The organism is Bradyrhizobium sp. Arg816 (assembly GCF_029989365.1).
Taxonomy (GTDB): Bacteria; Pseudomonadota; Alphaproteobacteria; order Rhizobiales; family Xanthobacteraceae; genus Bradyrhizobium.
On sequence record NZ_JAPRAQ010000050.1, the window covers coordinates 1 to 17,472 of the forward strand.

Sequence of the window (17,472 nt, forward strand, 5' to 3'; positions counted from 1 at the left end):
CCCTGGTCGAAGCCGTCCAGCGCCGCGGCGTCCGGGTCACCGTGATCTCCACCATCGCAAGCCAGCCGCCGATGATCGCCGACGAGTTGCGCCGCCAGGCCGACGTCTTCACCGACCTCGTCGAGCTACAATCCAAGCTCGGCCGCGACCCGTCCGAACGCCCGGCCCCGCGTGACCGCGACGAGGGACGCGGTCATCCGCCAAAGTTTTTACAAGAGCCTAGGGGGAATGACCCTCGCGACTGAGCCCTCCGATGACGGGGCCCAGGAATCGTACCTCAAGAGACTTTGGCCGAGGAGGCCCACAAGCCCCTTCCCGAGAAGGAACTAAACAAGGCCGAAGCCTCCGAACTCATCGATAAGTTAGTGAGTGGCGCCGCAGCGTCCGCTTCGGGGTCAAGAGCTGACGGTCGGCGAGTTGCGCTACGAGATCAGCTTAGGGCCACATGCGGCATGGCTATAGTCACGAAGTGGCCGCCAAACTAGGGGGCTTTATTGCCTTCGGGTGATCTTACGCAAGTCTCGCGAAAGACGTAAGCGCCCCTGGCGCGAGCCAGTCGTCGTCATGCAACAATTTGATCCAGGGACCGCGACACGCAAGCATCGCATTGTTCGTGTTCTCGACCTGACCACGGCCTCTGCGGGTCTCGACGACTCGGATGCGCGGTTCTGTGCTGACATATTCGGACAAGAGGCGACAACTCTCGCCCACTAGCCCTTCGTCGTCGCTGATCACCATTTCCCAATCGGCGAAGTCCTGCTGCAGCACGCTTTCCATCGCGCGTTGCAGCCCAAAAGGGCGCGTTGAAAGGTTGGGATCGCAACCGAAATGAATGGCCGTCGTTCCGAACCTTTGGAGCTGTCGTCTAAGTCGGCCTGCAACGGGTGCATTGGTAGTCTCTCATTCATCGAAGCGGCTGTAGAAGTCGCACCCGCGCCGGCGGCGCAGGCCGGTTCGCAGACACGATGAGCGTCTGGAAAAGAGCAAGCCGGGTTGGCGAAATGCTGAGCAGTGAAGCTAGGGCGGTCATCGTCCGTTCGCATGAACACCATGGCTTACTCAACCGAAGCGCCGCGCCAAAATCATCGTTCCCCTCCCCGGCTCAGCGAAGTCGCCCCCGCCGACGACATACGCACGATTGCGTTGAACCAGGTGGCCTAAAAGATGCCGCGCGCGATGCGGCGGACGCCCTAAAGAAGTAAGCAGTTGGACAACTAAGAGCTGGCCGCCCGGCTTCGGGCGGCTTTTCTTTATGAGATTCGGTCACATGGTTAGAAACGCCAGCCGAGGTTTTTTGTGCGGCCGCCCTCTCCTGTTAAGAGCCGCTCCTGCAGAAACCCAGGCCGGTGGAGATATAAATCGCTGAGGGTGATCGCTTAAGCTAATGAATCTAAATCAGCATGCACCAACGTCAACTGAGGACCAAAAATCGCATTCGGGCTCGTGCGAAACTTCTGGTAGCTGATTGCATTTGGTATTAGGTTAAGTTTGAAGAGGGTTTGTCCCAGGCGTGCCTTCAGCAGGTCCAGCAACAACAGCTTGCTCGCTCTAGTTAAATGCCGGCTTGTTGTTCACAGGCGGGGCTGTCCGAGTGGCTATCGGATCTCTCTCCGCTCTTGGCGCTACCCAATTGTATCTGGCGAAAAAGGATGCATTGGCGGGGTCTTCACCCTACCTATCTCCCTTGTCGAGGATGGGCGACAACCACAGGCGCATGCGGTTGCTTGAACGTTGAAAGACACGAGGGAGGAGGTTCGGCCAAAGCTCCCTCATGCATCAACCGGGCGCGGTCCGGACGGGTTGTAATCTGCTCCGCTGCAGCGGCGGCACGTCCGGGTGCGAACATGTCAGCTGCACTTTCTTCAGTGCAAGTCACGGGCTTCATCATTCGAAGAATTCATGGTGTGCTGAGCCGTCTTGTATGATGTTGCGATCGTAAGAAGGTGCACCGCCGCAGTCCCCAACCGCTGCATCTCCGAATCAGCAGAGTACGCTCCCGCCGCTCGGCGATATGCAAGGGCTACTGTCGCATAAGCGTCGGTGATGAATACTGTCGAAGCTTCCTCCCCGCCCTTTACGCGCTGATCACGTCGTTTAACGACGTTAAGTGCTGCCTCTGCAGTGGTTTCAGCAATGGTCGCATCCGCTGCATTGGAATCAGCGATTCCCGGGTGACATGCGGCAGAGGCTCCCTCGACCGCTTCATAGAATCGATCTTTTCCCGTCTCATCCGCCGCCAGGTAATTCCTTAAGAAGCGTCGCGCACGCGCTTCAATGTATCGCCTATCCCTGCGGATCTTCTTCCGTCGGGGGTCAACCTTAATCCAGTCGAACATGCAGGTCTCCCGGATAAGCTCCATGCGAGACGGGGCTGGAGAACGACCCGATTAACCCCGTACTCACGCCAACCGGGTCCTAAAAGATGTTCTATTTGACTTTCCGCCAGGAAAACTTCCTTCATGAAAGTCAGAACATCAAAAAACACTCGTCGCGCTCCGCCTGGACCAACCAATGTAATCGGTAAGATCATTTTTCGTTCCGTATCTCGGATCCACGGTCGAGGAGAGCGTGGCTTCCGGCGAACCGGGTTCGCCCGTAAACGTTCGCGCAAATAAACAAGCCGACTATTTGGAGAGCGGCTCGGAAAGTGCACCAGCAATGTTAATTGAGGAAGGCTTCGACGATCGAGCGTTCCGGCAACGGTTGGAGCGATTTTTTGCTTGGCGTCAATGCGCCCTACTGTGATGTGCTGGATCTGACCGCTTGTGCGGCTCTATCGGGGACCGCCGCTCGGAAGATTGAGCGAAAGTCCTGAACGGCCCGCCTGCAAACGCGATTACCCTTGGCGCTGCCAACTCCGCTGTCCAGCAGCAGGACAGCTCAGGCGTCAAGGGCCTTCCCGGAAACAAGAGCGGTCCGCCTGACAAGAAATAAGCCTTCATTGCTGACAAGGTCGTAAGCGTCGAAGTCGGCGATCGCCGACACGAATGCACAGCGATCGGCCGGCCTTTGACACCTGCATTCGCCATAAGCGCTCTCCTCTGTCGGGATTCGGACTTTTATTCGAATGACCGCCCTGTCAGCCCCCGAAACGTCCTCCTCCACACGGTTCGAGTCCGTTCTCGATGCCGTTCGCGCTCCAATCCTCGCCGGCGAATTCGAACCCGGCGAACGCCTGCACGAAGTCAAGCTGACGACGCTGCTGGGCGTCTCGCGGACGCCGGTGCGCGCAGCGCTTCAGGAGCTCGCATCGGAAGGGCTGCTCGATTACACCCCAAACCGCGGCTAATCCAGGCGGGCATTGTCACGGTAGGCGCTCTCAACGCCGGTCTAATGGTCTGGCTGATCCTTACGCTCTAAGCTGTGGTCATAAATACGCAGTTTCAGAATGCTTATTGTCCTAAGGGGAGCCTTTACCCAACTCGCGCCGGGGACGATACATGCGAGGCGAGCAGAGCCTTCATTGTAACGAATGTGGGCTTCCAACTGGGTGACCTATTGGTGCTTTGAGGGCGCTCCGAGCAGGCTAGTGGGGCGGCCGGGTCAGGCCCGCGCCAGCTGAAGTCCGGTCTAACGCCCCTATTCGACTCCCGGCTCGTGCTGTTGGGCCTCCATGGCGAAAGCCAACAGCCCGAGCACGCCACCTGCGATCGGCAGCGCGACAGAAACCCGCTGGGAGCTTTGCCCATGCGTTCGAACACCCCCACCCCGCGGTCAGACGACCTCCCTGGCGAAATAAGGCGTCGGCGGCCGTTTTCTGGCGATCTGTCGGGCAAGCTCGCAGCGACGTCTAGCGAGATCCGCAAGTTTCGCGTCAAGGAGCTGCGCGCGGCCGCTGATCGGCTTACTCGCCGTGCGGAGGCGCTCCGCGTGGAGGCAAAGCGATTACTCAAAATAGCCCGGCGCGAGGAAGCGAAGCTGGCGCGCGCCCCCCGGAAAAATCCGCGGAGCGCGGCGGCGCGCCGGCCTAAGGCTTTGCTGACTAGCGGATAATTTGTCTGCGCCCCGATTGTTTCAGTAAAAACACCCCGTACCGAAAATGGGATTCCGTAAAATGCCGGCTCAGCAAAGCTCCAGATTGCAGGTAACTACTATCAGCGAGGCTTGGTTTCGCCTCCCAATTGTTAACTTTGGAATTAGGCAACATGGGCCAGCGCCGACGCAGCACGTGCGTCGCGGACAAGAAAGGGCCGCTGCTTTGTGTACAGCGGCCCTCACTTCCGGGTTTCAAAATTTTCGAAATGAAATCTGCCAGCTTCCCCGGTTTTGCCGAGTTTTCCCGACTACGTCAGTTTCGTCAATAACATTTGTAAGGCATACCGGTGGGAGCGGCCTTGGATAGGCGAGCCTGACTGGGACGCACCAAGGCTGCACCATGCGCCTATACCGAAGTTTCCCGGTGGCAGGTCGGTAGTTGTTTCAGGAAGAGGAACCAAAAGGGGCCAAAATTTTTGAGTCATCGCTTGCTCACCGGCAGAGCTGGCGGAGCGGCCCCTGCCTACCTCATTGACTCCCCTGTCAACCGGGGCCGTCTCTCCGCACTTGCTCCCACGTCCTGAGAACGATGAAGGATTCCCGACCTCGACGACGATGTGAGGTGGCTTTCGCGTCATTCCGGAGGCGCCAGACTGTCAGATGAGAGCCGGCGCAAGCATGCCGGCACCCTACCTTCGCTCGTTCCGCGCAAGGGACGCCAGCCTATCGAGTTGCCCGGCCAAACCGACATAGGTTCGGGCAATGTTTTTCAGAGCGGCGGCGCGGTCCTTGGAGATGCCGCTCGCGGAAGAAAGTCTCTTGTAGTGGTCAGAAAGTCTCTTGTAGTGATCAGCATGTTCGCGGCAATCAGCAATGTTGCGGTCGAGGCGATCGGCCGGCACGATCGAGGGCAAGGAATGCATACGCTACTCCCATATGTTTTGCGCACCGCGTCCGACCGCTATGGTGCGCATGATCTTCGGCAATTCAGCCTGCGCCTCGCTACCCGCGTGGAAATCGCAGGCCGTTCGCCGCCCAGCTAACAATCTCATTCAACGTCCGCCGGCCAACGCCCACGAGCATAAAGAGGTCGCGCTGCGTCAGCGCCTGGACGTTCTCCCGCGTGGCCGTGCGGCCCGCCAAGGCGCGGCGCAAGGCAGTCTGTGCTCGGGGGCTCAATCCAGCAATCGACACGTCCTGCCGGGATGCATCCATCGCTAATCCCGGCGGAAAATCTGGCCCCGCCCGGCCGCGAGCGCGAGCTCAGTCCATTCGTGCGCAAGCTTCAACCAGCCTTCTCGATCGACCTAATCGAGGCTCCGAGTCGCCGCCTCGCGGCAGGCCGTCGCCTCCTTGAAAAATTGCTGAGCTGAGGCCTCCATCTTAGCGTAGTGTGACAACTTCCCGGATAGCTTAGTCTTCATCGTTGCCTCGGCGCATAACCATGCAACACGAACGGATTGAAAACCCGTGGAATTGCCACTTGTTCCCGCACCAATTGCGCCACAAGATTTTCATTTTCGTCGGACTGAACTTGCGCCGTTACTTCATTTTGAGGAATCTCCTGCGCGGAGAAGCCTCCCGCATTGCAAAGGACAGCGATCGGCGCTCAGTGGACGCTGACCCTGGCCGTGCCGCCCATGCCGAGCGCCTCGGCGCCGGCGCGGCCGAGATCGACGCAGCGGCCGCGGACGAACGGCCCGCGATCGGTCACCACGGCCCGGATCGCGCGGCCGTTGGCGAGATTGGTGATCGTCACCTCGCGGCCGAACGGCAGCGTCTTGTGCGCGATCGTGAAAGGATCCCGCCCGTAAGTGTTGAACTTGGCGCCGGATGCCGTGCGGCGGCCGTGGTAGCCGTCGCCGCAGCCGTATTGGGAGGCCTCGCAGATCTCGGCCGCGGCCGCTGGCCAGCTCGTCGCTCGGTTAGCGTTGGTGCGCCATTCCCAGGGGTATTGCGCTGAGTATTCGGAAGTGGATGAAGAGGGACCACCTTCTAGAACGCCGCCGTCTTGAGAAGATTTGCTCAGCGAAGCCACATTCGCGACAATGGATCTGGAGCAGGCCGGGTTGCTCAAAGTCGCAAAGGACTGCCGGCGGGCTGGAGGTGCGCCAGCTTCGCTCTTACTTTCGCCTCTGATGCGCGTAAGCATCTTGTCGTAGCCCAAGGGACCACTTTGGATCATTTCGCAACCGTCAGCCCGCTCATCTGGGGACTAATTCTCGCCGGCCTCGCGCTGTTCGTTGCGCTATATCTTCCTTGGTGAGATGATCGCAAATCCATCCTCTCCCAAATAGCCCGCCGGCTGGTGGACTGTCCCATTAGCCTCAAATTAGAACGCTGCCGGGCTCGAAATACACGTCCCGGCAGCGTTTTATTCTCAAACTGAGCACTGAAATCCCAGTTGGTTTTGGTTTGCAATGGCTGTGCCACAGATTTGTGACACGAGACAGCAAAACGGCCTCAAGCAGTTTCCGGGGCTGGCTCGGACGCTGAGGCCGTTCGGCGCAGCCCTCAAACAGGCGCGCGTTGCACATTTTCCCCAATCGCGGCCAGATTCGCAAGGAATACTTGGACCAACTGTACAATAATAGGCTCTTCAGTGACCGCGTGCCGTGTGGAAAAGCATGTCCAGCCGACGCCGGTTTACTCTGGCGTGGTCCGACTCCAAAGCCTGGGGAACAAAAGGAGGGCTTCAAACTTTTGCGTTGGTACGATTTTGCGTTGGTACGATAGAGACGACGCATGAACGACAAGCGAGAGACACCGCAGCGAGATCGGTTTCTTCACTGCCCAGCGTGCGCCACCCCACTTCAACTTGCCCATCAGTTCCTCGATCCCAAGCAGGGAAAGACAGTCGGCCTTTTCAAATGTGAAAAGTGCGGCGAGCGCATCTGGGATGAGTAAGGCCGCCTCACCTGGCGGCCTTAGCCGAACACCGAGCCCGCGCGGTAACGCCAACCGTCGACCCTAGCGGGCTCGCTTGGCGGTTTTCTTAGCTTTCTTCTCGACTCGCACGCCCTTGAATTTCTTTGCGGCCTTCTTGCCCTTCGCGGGCTTCTTGACACCCATGAACTCGCCTTGTCGCGCTTGGTGAAAGCGGACGCTCCGCTCAACGTTGTCTTTGTCTGCGAACGCTTCTTGACCGCACCCTTGCGCGCATTGTCGCCAGTGGGCTTATTGACCGCCATGTTACCTCCCTGAGGCCACTAAACCGGACCCGTCTTGCTTCTTAGCTTGAGGAACGAATCGACCTTCGTCAAAATATCCCGGTTCCGTTGCGTGAGTTGCTTATGCGTCAGTTACGACGGCTTTTTTCGATTGCCCGAACGGCGACGAGACTGTCTACCTGGTCGCAGATAACTCCGGCCGCAATGGCAGCACCTGGTGCGAAGCAGACTTGGAGAGGGCGGTGGAAACCGTCATCCAGGATCTGCTTGCCGGAGAATATCGCCAGCCGATCCGGGTTGTTGCCTTCAACCCAGCAGAGCGGTGGTCGGAAGATGTTTCCGGGGCCATCGCCCGCGAGATCCAGCGTCGTTGCAATCTACCAACTGAGGGACGTGCCGTCGTACCTGCAGGAGTTTGTGGATCGCTACTCACCACAAGATCTGCAGCAATTCAGTCTGCGCCTGGTGTAACGATGGCCTTCCAACGGAAAAAGCCGGAAGCGCCGGGCGTCAAGGCACCCTTTCCCGGCTTCATTGAGCCCGCGCTGCGTCCTCGATCGACCGCGTGCCGGCGGGCGATCGATGGATCCATGAAATCAAGTTCGACGGCTATCGTGTCCAGGTACATCTCGCCAACGAAGCGGTGCAGGTTTTCACCCGCCGCTGTCACGACTGGACCCGCCGCTTCAAGAAGGTCGCCGACAACGCCTGGCACATCAAGGCGAGCTCGGCCATCATCGACGGCGAGGTCGTGGTGCCGGCCGCCGATGGCAGCACCGATTTCTCCGTCTTGCAGAACGAGCTGAAGGGCGCCTCGACTAAGATCGTACTCGTCGCCTTCGACCTGCTTTATCTCAACGGCAGGGACATCCGGAAGGTGCCGCTATTCGAGCGCAAGGCCGGACTGAAGAAGATCATCACTGGCAGCGACGTGCAGTTCAGCGAGAGCTTCGAGATCGACGGCCGCGAGATGTTCACGCATGCCTGCAAGGTCGGGCTCGAAGGCGTCGTCTCGAAGGTTCGGGACAGCGTGTACCCGGTGGGCCGCAGCAATAATTGGGTGAAACCCAAAGTGAGACCCTGACGATTGCTGGCTTCGCGCTCGATGATGGCGAAAGGGACGGCATGTGTCTCGCGCGGCGCAAGGGCGACGACCTGCTCTATGCCGGCAAGGTCGACCACGGCTTCGACAAGACATCGGCGGCCGAGCTGCGGCGCCTCGAGCCGCTGGTCCGGAAGACACAGCCCTATGCCAAGAGGATTGCGCACAAAGGCATCTGGGTCGAACCGAAGCTGCTTGCTGAGATCGAGTACCGAGCGAAGTCGGCCGAGGGCAAGGTGCGGCATCCCTTCTTCAAGGGGTTGCGCGACGACCTGTAACGGCTGCCCGAAGCGGCGAAATTTTTTCAGCCCCCTCTTGAAACCAAAATCGGCTTTGCTCATTTTTTTGTCGCCATCTGACGATGGCATCCGGGCGCCTGACGGGCCCGGCCAAGAGACGGGCACCGGTTGTGTCCGGTGCCGCTCGTAGACATCTTGCTCCTAGGAGGATTTGGCTATGCGCACCTACGATTTTGCCCCCCTCTGGCGCTCGACCATTGGTTTCGACCGCCTTTTCGACCTCGCTGAAGTGGCTCAGCGGGCCAGCGAGGACAACTATCCGCCCTACAACATCGAACGGCTGGCGGATGATCGCTATCAGATCTCGCTCGCGGTGGCGGGTTTCTCGCCCGACGACATCGTCATCACCGCCGAGCAGAACGTGGTGACGGTCGAAGGCAGCAAATCCGACAAGACTGAGCGTGATTTCCTCTATCGCGGTATCTCGACCCGCGGTTTCAAGCGGCAGTTCAACCTCGCAGAGTATGTCCAGGTGAAAGGCGCCGCGTTCGACAACGGCTTGCTGACCATCGAACTCGTTCGCGAGATCCCGGAAGCCATGAAGCCCCGCCGGATTGCGATCGGCGATGTCTCGGCCGGCAACATGCGTAAGCTGGAAGCCAAAGCTGCCGCATAGCGCTGGCGCCCTTGGAGCCGTGGCGACTAATCGTGCGGCTCCCATCCTTTCGTCAATGAAAAGGAGACGACCATGCGGCCGACGACCGCTCACGACAATGTCTTCGACTTCAACGCTCTTCTTCATCCCGGCACGGTGTTTGAAGCACCGAGAGACGTGCTGGATCATCCGGCCCTGACGTTGGCCGAGAAGCGCGCAATCCTGGCATCATGGGCGTCCGACGCGTCCACGATCGCTTCTTGCCCGTCAATGCGGGCCCCTGCCGGCTTCAAGAAGCCGGTGTCGATCGACGAGATCTTGGACGCGTTGCGCGCCTTGGACGGTGGCCCCCGAACGCCCCCCGGCGGAAAGCCTTACCGTCTCCGTTCGACCGAACGTGCGGCTGCGGCGGCGTAGTTTCGGAGGCCAGATGATGATGGACGAGAACTTGGCACGCCTTCGTGCCCATCACAACAACATCAGCCGCTACCGCCGGCTCCTGCGTACCAAGCTTCTGCCTTTGGAACGCCATTTCATCGAACGGCGCCTTTTCGAGGAGGAGGCTGCTCTGCAAAGCCTTTCCGCTTCGACCTTCCCGATCGCCCTCAAGGAGCAGCTCGGTCGACCACTGCAAACGGGAGGTTTGCTGCTCGTGCCGCAGTATGAGTTCACGCTAACTAAAGAGGCCGCCAACTGAGGGGCCCTACTTCACGTCCATCGGGTTTGCGGGCGCTTCTTGACGCGCCAGTACCCGACCAACGCGCGCCACTCGAATGCGATGACTATGACGCCCATCAGAGCGGAACCGAGCCCTGCCATTATCAAAATCATTTGGAGCATCGAACCACCCGCGTGACATGTCGATGTTCCAAAGTATCAAAATGAACAAATGTTCCGAAGTCTCATCTGGGCGGCTGCAGGCCCGGCGAGCGCACCCGGTCGCTCAGATGTGCGCCCGTCTCGGCAATCCTATTCCTCCCCTGCGGGCAACTATTGGCTCGCTCTTTGAGCTTGGCTAGTTTGTTTCACTCTACGGCGCTCCGGCACAGCGCCCTCCTTGGGTCGTTAGCGACAACTCGGTACGGCGCCAGCCGCAGCCTTAGCGCTCGTACAGCCTCTGCCTTTGAGCCTTGCGCGCCATCTCCATCCATTCTTCTCCAAGCTCCAGCCACGCCTCCTTGTCGACCTCTTGCGTCGTCTTTTCAGCCTCATCCAGGCAATTTTTCGCTTGAAGAAGGTACTTTACAAAATCAGCGTGGCTCATCGAATACAATGCGGTGGCGAACATAAGGTGTCGAATGGGGAGCCGCAGGCGCTGCCCTAAGACAGCGCCTGCGGCGTGTGCTGCGACGTTCCGCACGATCGGCGCGGCAGGCCCTATTGGCTAGCACAAAGGAACCAGAAGGGCGGGCGAATATTTGAGTCGCCGCTGGCTTGCTGCCAGAGCTGGCGGAGGGGCCCCTCCTAACCCCCTTGACCCCCCTGGAGCCGGGGCCTCTCTCCGCCCTTGTGGTATCGGAGTAGCGTATGCGTTCCTCGCCCTCGATCGTGCCGGCCGACCGCCTCGATCGCGACATCTCGAAGACTTCGGCGCGCGCCGGTTGCGCCTGGCGCGAGACGGATGAGGCGGACACGACCTCGAGACCGTGCTGCAATCTCCTGTCCGCCCGGTACGCTTAAACGAGCATGCTCACAGGGAAGAGCAGGATCGCTGGTCGGCTTGAGAAGTGGGCGACCTTCCGATCGGAGACCGCCGACGTCGAGCGAAATCGTGCGAGGTCGCCTTTGCCCTGAGCGGTCTTCTGCTGGCCGGCCCCAGGATTGGGGCCTCACACAACGGTCGCGTAGCGACACTCGCATCGGGTCACCGGCTCTCAACGGGCTTGGATCATTCGCTACCCGATCTGCGGAGAGGCTTGCCCCGCTAGGTCGCATGCTCGACGGAATTAAGGAGCTTAGGCACCATACGGCAAGCAAGAAGTTAAAGGCTAATGGAAGACCGCTCGATTGAAGCGACTAAAGGCGACGCCCTGGATAAACTCCGGCGCCACATCCGCATTTTGGTCGATATTGGTCGTCTTTCGATGGACGACGCCGATATCGAGCGCTTTTTGGACCAAGCTGTGCTCCAAATTGCCCGAGCCGTGGAAATCCACCACGTAAAGGTTCTTCAATATCGTGCAGACTCGTCCGACCTACTGTTGCTTGCGGGTGTCGGCTGGAAGGAGGGTGTCGTCCGCACCGCCGCGCTCTCGGCTGACCTTCGGTCGCCACCTGGCCGCGCATTCCAAACGGCCGAGCCTGTCAGCATCAGAAATTTCGCCGAGCAGGGGGAGTTTGTTCGCTCCGAGCTTTTGGCGGAGCATGGCATTGTCGCCGTCAGCAATGTTCCGGTGCTGATTGGCGGCGCGGCCTGGGGCGTGTTGGAAGTGGATAGCACCACACCGAGAGACTTCTCGCAGGATACGACCGAGTTTCTGACAGCCGCCGCCGCGCTGATAGGAGCAGCGCTGCGCCACGACGCGCGGCCGGATGAACATGCGCGCCTTATGGCTGCGATTGCCGCAGCTCAAAAGGGGCAGATTCTGCTTCGGGAAATGCAACATCGGGTCAAGAACAACTTTCAGCTCGTTCTATCGTCGATCTCCATTCAAAAGCGCCGCTATCTTGATCTAGAATCTCACCGCGCTTTGGACCACGTGGCGAGCCGCATCAACGCCATCTCGTTGGCACATGATCAGCTTGCTCCTCGTCAAGAAGGCCAGATTGTCAGACTCTCCCATTACATCCGGGCTTTGTGCAGCGCAATCCGCAATCAAGTTGAGGAAATCGAAGTCGATGTCGAGTGCGACGAACTCGAATTGACCATGGACCGGGCCTTGCCGGTTGGCCTGATCCTGAACGAGACCGCGATGAACAGCATCAAGCATGCGTTCGGCGCAAAGGGCGGCAGGATCAAAGTGAACTTGGTAGGAGGCGTCGGGTTTGGCGAGGCCCGTTTGACAGTGTCCGACAACGGACGCGGCATTCAAAACCCTAACGAAAGTGGGTCGGGCCTTAAGTTGATTGCCTCTCTTGCGAGACAAATTGGCGGCACCGTCGATCAGAAAAGCGGCGACGCGGGCACAACAACAAGGCTCACATTTCCTCTGATCACATGATAAAAGGGGGACTGCTGAAGGAAGCCGGCTACACGGCGCCCGTTCTAGAGCGTCGTCTCTTTTGCAACTACCCTGAGCTGAAAGCCCATGGCGGGATCAGCCGAACTTCATGGCCAAGCTGCGCGAGCTGCCGGGCCCAGTAGCGGGGTCCGCCACATGCCTCCAGAGCTACCGTGCAACTCGGCTGGTCGCGCGATGCGACTTCCGAGGTCACCGACGCACTGGCCCAGCGAGCAGCCGATACCGACGCTGATGTCCCTTCTGCACAGCAAGACTTCATCGCTACCAACGCCACAAGGCGCTTCGACTACCGCTGCATTTGTGCGGAGTCGCCTGATGCCCAACAAGGGAAATCCCGGGTTGGTGCAACGACCACGACATGCGTCAACTGAGACGATCTCGGCTGAGTTTACGAGAACCATCCGGCCCCAGGGGCGCTGTCGCACCCTGCCCGGCCCGCAACGCTGCTGGCGAAGGTGAATGCCGCGCATGCCGGAAGGTTTTCGGGTGGAGTCGACAAGGACGACTGGCGGCACTGCGGTGCCTCTATCGCACCGATGTGTTGAACCGTCTGAAGTACCTTTAGAGAACGGCATCGCGGAGCTAGGAAACGTCGGACAGCTCGTGCGTTTTAAAAGGATGGGGGGACGCAGTGGAGAAGAAGCATGCGAATCGCAACTCTCGCGATGATTTTAGTTGCCGGAAGCGCGATTGCCTTCCAAGCAACGGCGCAACAGGCCGCACCTAGCGAGCAGACCAACGAGGAGATTCACCGTGATGTAGACAAAGGGCTCAAGACTAGCGAGCCGAATGAGCAGATGCAGCGTGATGCAGACAAAGGAGTAAAGACACGCAACTCTGGAGAGTCCGGATATGTGGCGGATCAAGACAAGCCGGGTACTTCGACCCATCCTCCGGGCCGACCGGGAGGTGAGCGGACCACGGGTTCGAGTAGCCAGACCGGCGCTCCGAAATAGGGCCGTTAGCAACACGCTACGTCGATGGCGAGCTGGTCACCCCCGGGTCCGCGCGACGTTTAGGTGACGATCCCAGGGCTTTAACTTTGGGCTCTAACTTTGCCGCAAACTCGACGAAAGAGTTCCTGTTGCTCGCTTCTGACCGGCGTCATGACTTTGGACAGGGCTGCCTCACAAGCGGCCCTTTCTTCTGCGGGCTTCACACCACATCTGCGGCGTATGCGTACCCCGTTCGACCGCGAACCAGTTGCCTTTCGCCTCTTGCGGCGCGACCGGTGCGCTTCTCAACTGGTCCCCGGTTCACTTTCGTTGCCTTCGAAACCGTCTTGTGGTCTACCCCGATTTCCGCCGCGGGTCGTACGCCGCGCAAGCCGACGCCCTCGATATTGAAGCACAGGCAAAGAGGCGGTTGGCTGATGAATACGGCGCGGCGCAGGCGCGTGCAGAATATTGGTCCAAGGGCAGCACAGCACTCATCTTGATAGCGGCAAGATGAGGGCCACAGTCGCCGACGTCAGGCTTTCCCACGAGGCTTCGATATTTCGGTGTCACCATGGATACGGTATTCGCGATCGAAGAACGCCCTGACAGCGCGCGCGAGTAGCGTCTGCCCATCAGCACCAGCTGTTTGCATCGACATATTAGCGGGAGTATGGGCCCTCGGATCTTTAGGTGGCTGGGCTTACAAGTGCATACCCATGCTTGATCGCAGCTTGGAACACTCGCTTCAGGTCTGCATCGCGCAAAACTTCATCTGCTGGGCTGAAGTCGCGTACGGGCCGCCAATCGAGACCCTTCGTTGCTTCGGGTAGAGTTGTTGCATCGAAGGCGTAGGCGGTGCGCCCCGGTCGTTCGCCATATGCACCCTGCTCGATGAACTTCTGCAATCGGTTCATATCCACCCCACTACTCCGCGCATCCCTAATAGGGGGAATTCAAGCTCAAAAGTTCCATTGAGACAACTGGCGACTTGGATCAAGGCGCCGAACTGCCGCTGGCATCGCCGTGAGTGCGTCCAGTTCGGCGCCCTTGTCCAGCGACGTCCCGGCGACGCGGTCTAGATCGGAGCCCAGCGCTTTCGCGCCGGTCGCGTCGCGTTGGATCGTCCTTTCTGGCTTGCCAGTCTTGGCTGCCGTGTCGGCGGTGAAGCGGGCGACGTCGTCGCCACCTTGGCGACGATTGCGACCACCCGCCTTCGTCGGCTTCGTCTCCGGATGCACCGCTTCATAAGCCGCCTTCCGCTTCGCGATAAGCTTCGCGCGCTGGGCCGGCGTCAGATCGCGGCGGATCAAGTCTTGATTTTGAGCGTCGCCAGACGAACTGACAGTTACCCGAAAGGCACGCCGAATTTAGGAACACTTTTTAGCGCCGCGAGGTTTCTTACCTCATCAGAGACTAGGCATTGCGGAGTTCTCTTCCATGGCTACCCAAATCGTGATGAACGGCAGAGGCGACAGCAGACATTTTTTTGAGCAGAAAGACCCCAAGCGGCTGGCCGAAGCTGAGCGACGCTTCAAGAAGCTGACCGGTCAGGGATTTACCGCTGCCGCTCGCACGGTGGGGGGCGACCTCAAGGTTGTGCGGATATTTGATCCGATTGCGGATGAAACGTTGTTCTATCCGCGCCTCGTCGGCGGTTAGACGACTTCGCGGCACGGCAAATGTTTCTGTTCAGACGCAGCGGCGCGAGCAGCACCCGGGCGAGCTTGCACGCCTTGCGCGCACTCTATCGAAGCTTCGTCGAAGAAAATGGGCCGGAAGCGCGTTCGCGTCGTCTTCTCCGGGATTGGTTGTCGCCAGATCAGCGCGCACAGTTCGACGCCGAAGGCTGTTTCGAAGTCACTGGCTCTCACACTGGCCGCCGATATCGCGTTCATTATGGCACCGTCAGTAATGTTGTGCGACTTGATGAAGCCGGACAGCCCGAGACCGGCTGGTGCTTCATTCCCCAAGGCGCTTTAGCGGCCGGCGATGTGATGCTCGCCCAGAAAATCGCGCTCGAAACCGACGAAATGGCCGCCCTCGCGCTTGCCAACAGGTTCTCTCCGAAGGTCCCGCGGCCTAGAGTGGTGCGCAGGGCCTACTGATGGTAGCTCATGCGGGAGCCCTCGCCGCGAGGCGCCAGGACGCAAAACAAGGACGACCTCGCGACTGCATTGAGCATCGACGCCGCCAGTGAGCGCAAGGGAGACACGATCGTTAGTGTTACTTTGATGGCTTAGTGACGGCTGACCCCTTCGCAGGTAGCGACGTGATCGCCTGAACCTTCTTTATGGTCTCCGCAAACTCGGATCGGAGATACTGTTCATGTTCCCGGTCTTCGGGCTCCGAGAGGAACGCGACCTTCACCAGGAAGCGGTTCAATAGCGATGCTATCAAAAGGTTGTCCGAGTGTTGCGATCGCAGGGCTGTGAGCTGCCGACGCATCTCGATCAGATCAAGCGTTCCGTCGTACGTCTGCTGCTTCAAATGAATGACCTGCAGTAAAACGAAGCCGTCGCGTCGAATATGATGGCGCGACGGCTTCGCCACTTGGGGACCCGGACTAAGGGCAATGTCCGGTTTAGGTAGGCTAGCGCTCCGTAGCTGCGATGCAATCGAAGACGCGGATTAAGCTTGATGTCGTCGCGCGGCGTTAATTCCGGAACTAAGCCGCGATTCTTGGCATCCTACTTGCTCAGGCACGACCGGCTTCAACTTCGCCAAGCTCCCCTGACTTTTCAAGGAAGCCCCAAGCGATGTTGAACGAGTCCTCAATAGTGCTGCCTATATATATGACGAGAAAACGTGGTCCGGCGGTCGCTGTTCCTATTTGCGAGTGAGGCCTTTGAAAGAGCTGGCCGTAACAGCCCTTCTGATGTGATGTCCCGGTACTCCACCTCCGCATAGAACTTCGGCTCGACCCATGTGGCCTTGGGCTTCTTGACAGGCTTAGTGAGTTTCGTTTCGGGCTGACTACAGTGTCGAGCGCCTTGCGGATCTCTGCAGATTTGGTTCGGCTCCAACCTGTCCCAACCTTTCCCATGTACAGCAGATCCTTCCCGTCCTGCTTGCCGAGGTAGAGCACGGCCACGCCGGTAGGATCTTGATGAAACCGACAGCGGGGAATTTGTCGCGCTGGACCGTCTTCACCTTCCACCAAGCTTCGGTCCGCTCCGATCGATACGGTGCGTCAACACGTTTTGAAACGATACCTTCGAAGTTCAGCCGGGCGGCCGTCTTGAAGAGTTCGTGCCCATCACCCTCGGCATGCTCGCTGTATAGCGCGGGATGTTCGATGCAGGTCTCGAACAGCTCCCTCAACAGCTCCTTGCGGGGCGAGCTGAGACGCCTTCCGAAGGTCTTGTCCATCGAGCCAGAGGAGATCGAAGGCGTAGTATTGCAACCGATCCTGCCGGCCTCCATCTAACTCTGCTTGCAATTCGGAGAAATTGGTGCGGCCGTCATGGACTACCACGACCTCACCGTCGATGGAACGGAAGGTCGAAGGCGCCAGCAATGGTCGAGAAGCGCTTGACCCAGTCGTGACCGTTGCGGGTGAAGGCTTTGCGGGTGTCGCCGTCGATGTGGAGCTGGATGCGGTAGCCGTCATACTTGATCTCGTGAATCCAGTCCTGGCCCGCCGGGGCTTTCATCTTGAGCGTGGCGAGCTGAGGCTTGATGAAGCCCGGCATCGCCGGTCTGGTACGCCTTGCCACTCTACGCAACTCACAAAAAGCGCGCCGCCGGTGTAGGGGGCCAGCGGCGGGCAGTCTACCCACCTTACTCAACGAGTCTCTAACTTCAGAAAAGGAGACGTGTTCCGGCCGTGAATATACCCAAACGCTCAGATACAACCGCGAACGCGTTTCCAGGTTGTGTTTTTGAGAACGGGCCCCGAACGTCCCGCGAACAGGATACGATAAAAGAGATCAGCCTCAGGGGACATCACTCGTGGTTCGGTTCGGCCCGATGCTGTGCGGCTTGTTGAGGAAGAACTCCGATTGCCGGGGGCCGATTCCGGTACTGTTTGATCGCTCAATGTGCCCGCAGGAACTATAAGTGGCAGCCATGGTTCTCCGGGTGGCGCAACGTAATGGCTGCCCAGATGTCCCAGACCGTCTCCGACTTCATCGTCCAACGTCTGCATCAATGGGGCGTCCGCCATATCTTCGGTTACCCCGGTGACGGCATTAATGGCGTGTTCGGCGCCA

Annotated in this window: 21 protein-coding genes and 3 pseudogenes; 13 read left to right on the top strand and 11 right to left on the bottom strand. The window is 59.2% G+C overall.

All coding sequences use genetic code 11. From position 1 onward, the window contains the following. Positions 1 to 245, top strand: a pseudogene (locus OWC48_RS45095) (NYN domain-containing protein); the annotation flags it as partial. A gap of 42 nt (positions 246 to 287) precedes the next feature. Continuing rightward, positions 288 to 485 (top strand): hypothetical protein, encoded by a 198-nt coding sequence (locus OWC48_RS45100; protein WP_282525798.1) that lies wholly within the window; start codon positions 288 to 290, stop codon positions 483 to 485. Positions 486 to 510: 25 nt separating this feature from the next. Here OWC48_RS45100 and OWC48_RS45105 read toward each other — a convergent pair whose 3' ends face one another. After that, positions 511 to 777 (bottom strand): glycosyltransferase, encoded by a 267-nt coding sequence (locus OWC48_RS45105; protein WP_282525799.1) that lies wholly within the window; start codon positions 775 to 777, stop codon positions 511 to 513. Positions 778 to 1,862: 1,085 nt separating this feature from the next. Next, positions 1,863 to 2,336 (bottom strand): hypothetical protein, encoded by a 474-nt coding sequence (locus OWC48_RS45110; RefSeq protein ID WP_282525800.1) that lies wholly within the window; start codon positions 2,334 to 2,336, stop codon positions 1,863 to 1,865. A 731-nt stretch (positions 2,337 to 3,067) separates the two neighbouring features. On the opposite strand from OWC48_RS45110, the gene OWC48_RS45115 reads away from it, so the two are divergent. Then, positions 3,068 to 3,289 (top strand): GntR family transcriptional regulator, encoded by a 222-nt coding sequence (locus OWC48_RS45115; RefSeq protein ID WP_282525801.1) that lies wholly within the window; start codon positions 3,068 to 3,070, stop codon positions 3,287 to 3,289. A 1,375-nt stretch (positions 3,290 to 4,664) separates the two neighbouring features. Here OWC48_RS45115 and OWC48_RS45120 read toward each other — a convergent pair. Then, positions 4,665 to 4,898, bottom strand: a complete 234-nt coding sequence (locus OWC48_RS45120) for a hypothetical protein (RefSeq protein WP_282525802.1) — start codon at positions 4,896 to 4,898, stop codon at positions 4,665 to 4,667. Positions 4,899 to 5,584: 686 nt separating this feature from the next. Then, positions 5,585 to 6,013: a septal ring lytic transglycosylase RlpA family protein gene (locus OWC48_RS45125; protein WP_282525803.1), complete on the bottom strand. Its 429-nt coding sequence runs from the start codon at positions 6,011 to 6,013 to the stop codon at positions 5,585 to 5,587. A 1,605-nt stretch (positions 6,014 to 7,618) separates the two neighbouring features. On the opposite strand from OWC48_RS45125, the pseudogene ligD reads away from it, so the two are divergent. From ligD to OWC48_RS45145, 4 genes and pseudogenes are all read left to right on the top strand, one after another. Then, a pseudogene (gene ligD, locus OWC48_RS45130) lies at positions 7,619 to 8,525 on the top strand (non-homologous end-joining DNA ligase). A 178-nt stretch (positions 8,526 to 8,703) separates the two neighbouring features. After that, entirely contained in the window at positions 8,704 to 9,162 is a 459-nt protein-coding gene (gene hspD / locus OWC48_RS45135) for a small heat shock protein HspD (RefSeq protein WP_282525804.1), read from the top strand. Positions 9,163 to 9,234: 72 nt separating this feature from the next. Continuing rightward, positions 9,235 to 9,558 (top strand): hypothetical protein, encoded by a 324-nt coding sequence (locus OWC48_RS45140; RefSeq protein ID WP_282525805.1) that lies wholly within the window; start codon positions 9,235 to 9,237, stop codon positions 9,556 to 9,558. A 13-nt stretch (positions 9,559 to 9,571) separates the two neighbouring features. After that, positions 9,572 to 9,838 carry a hypothetical protein gene (locus OWC48_RS45145; protein ID WP_306664767.1) on the top strand — a complete coding sequence of 89 codons (267 nt, stop codon included), beginning with the start codon at positions 9,572 to 9,574 and terminating at the stop codon, positions 9,836 to 9,838. Between the two features lie 402 nt (positions 9,839 to 10,240). Here OWC48_RS45145 and OWC48_RS45150 read toward each other — a convergent pair whose 3' ends face one another. Further along, positions 10,241 to 10,429, bottom strand: a complete 189-nt coding sequence (locus tag OWC48_RS45150) for a hypothetical protein (protein WP_282525806.1) — start codon at positions 10,427 to 10,429, stop codon at positions 10,241 to 10,243. Between the two features lie 239 nt (positions 10,430 to 10,668). Here OWC48_RS45150 and OWC48_RS45155 point away from each other — a divergent pair, with 239 nt between their 5' ends. Both OWC48_RS45155 and OWC48_RS45160 read left to right on the top strand, forming a co-directional pair. Then, positions 10,669 to 10,821, top strand: a complete 153-nt coding sequence (locus OWC48_RS45155) for a hypothetical protein (protein WP_282525807.1) — start codon at positions 10,669 to 10,671, stop codon at positions 10,819 to 10,821. A 311-nt stretch (positions 10,822 to 11,132) separates the two neighbouring features. Next, on the top strand, positions 11,133 to 12,302 hold the full coding sequence (locus OWC48_RS45160; RefSeq protein ID WP_282525808.1) for a sensor histidine kinase: 1,170 nt from the start codon (positions 11,133 to 11,135) through the stop codon (positions 12,300 to 12,302). An 88-nt stretch (positions 12,303 to 12,390) separates the two neighbouring features. On the opposite strand, the pseudogene OWC48_RS47635 reads toward OWC48_RS45160, so the two are convergent. After that, positions 12,391 to 12,495, bottom strand: a pseudogene (locus tag OWC48_RS47635) (IS110 family transposase); the annotation flags it as partial. Positions 12,496 to 12,967: 472 nt separating this feature from the next. Here OWC48_RS47635 and OWC48_RS45165 point away from each other — a divergent pair. Continuing rightward, positions 12,968 to 13,279, top strand: coding sequence for a hypothetical protein (locus OWC48_RS45165; RefSeq protein WP_282525809.1), 312 nt, complete (start codon positions 12,968 to 12,970; stop codon positions 13,277 to 13,279). 668 nt (positions 13,280 to 13,947) lie between these two features. Here the strand turns inward: OWC48_RS45165 and OWC48_RS45170 are convergent. Continuing rightward, the gene (locus OWC48_RS45170; RefSeq protein ID WP_282525810.1) at positions 13,948 to 14,166 is read right to left on the bottom strand and encodes a hypothetical protein; all 219 of its coding nucleotides are present in this window, start codon (positions 14,164 to 14,166) and stop codon (positions 13,948 to 13,950) included. A 54-nt stretch (positions 14,167 to 14,220) separates the two neighbouring features. Beyond that, entirely contained in the window at positions 14,221 to 14,571 is a 351-nt protein-coding gene (locus tag OWC48_RS45175) for a hypothetical protein (RefSeq protein WP_282525811.1), read from the bottom strand. 127 nt (positions 14,572 to 14,698) lie between these two features. Between OWC48_RS45175 and OWC48_RS45180 the strand changes: the two genes are divergently transcribed. Both OWC48_RS45180 and OWC48_RS45185 read left to right on the top strand, forming a co-directional pair. After that, complete coding sequence (locus OWC48_RS45180) at positions 14,699 to 14,920, top strand: hypothetical protein (RefSeq protein ID WP_282525812.1); 222 nt, start codon at positions 14,699 to 14,701, stop codon at positions 14,918 to 14,920. A gap of 20 nt (positions 14,921 to 14,940) precedes the next feature. Then, positions 14,941 to 15,366: a hypothetical protein gene (locus OWC48_RS45185; protein WP_282525813.1), complete on the top strand. Its 426-nt coding sequence runs from the start codon at positions 14,941 to 14,943 to the stop codon at positions 15,364 to 15,366. 118 nt (positions 15,367 to 15,484) lie between these two features. Here OWC48_RS45185 and OWC48_RS45190 read toward each other — a convergent pair whose 3' ends face one another. The 3 genes from OWC48_RS45190 to OWC48_RS45195 all read right to left on the bottom strand — a co-directional run bounded on the left by OWC48_RS45190 (position 15,485) and on the right by OWC48_RS45195 (position 16,977). Further along, entirely contained in the window at positions 15,485 to 15,811 is a 327-nt protein-coding gene (locus OWC48_RS45190) for a hypothetical protein (protein ID WP_282525814.1), read from the bottom strand. A gap of 221 nt (positions 15,812 to 16,032) precedes the next feature. Further along, positions 16,033 to 16,284, bottom strand: a complete 252-nt coding sequence (locus OWC48_RS47305) for a hypothetical protein (protein WP_368860693.1) — start codon at positions 16,282 to 16,284, stop codon at positions 16,033 to 16,035. Positions 16,285 to 16,740: 456 nt separating this feature from the next. Next, complete coding sequence (locus OWC48_RS45195; protein ID WP_282525815.1) at positions 16,741 to 16,977, bottom strand: hypothetical protein; 237 nt, start codon at positions 16,975 to 16,977, stop codon at positions 16,741 to 16,743. 389 nt (positions 16,978 to 17,366) lie between these two features. Here OWC48_RS45195 and OWC48_RS47310 point away from each other — a divergent pair. Next, positions 17,367 to 17,472, top strand: a 106-nt coding sequence (locus OWC48_RS47310; protein ID WP_368860694.1) for a thiamine pyrophosphate-binding protein, incomplete at its 3' end; no start/stop codon positions are given.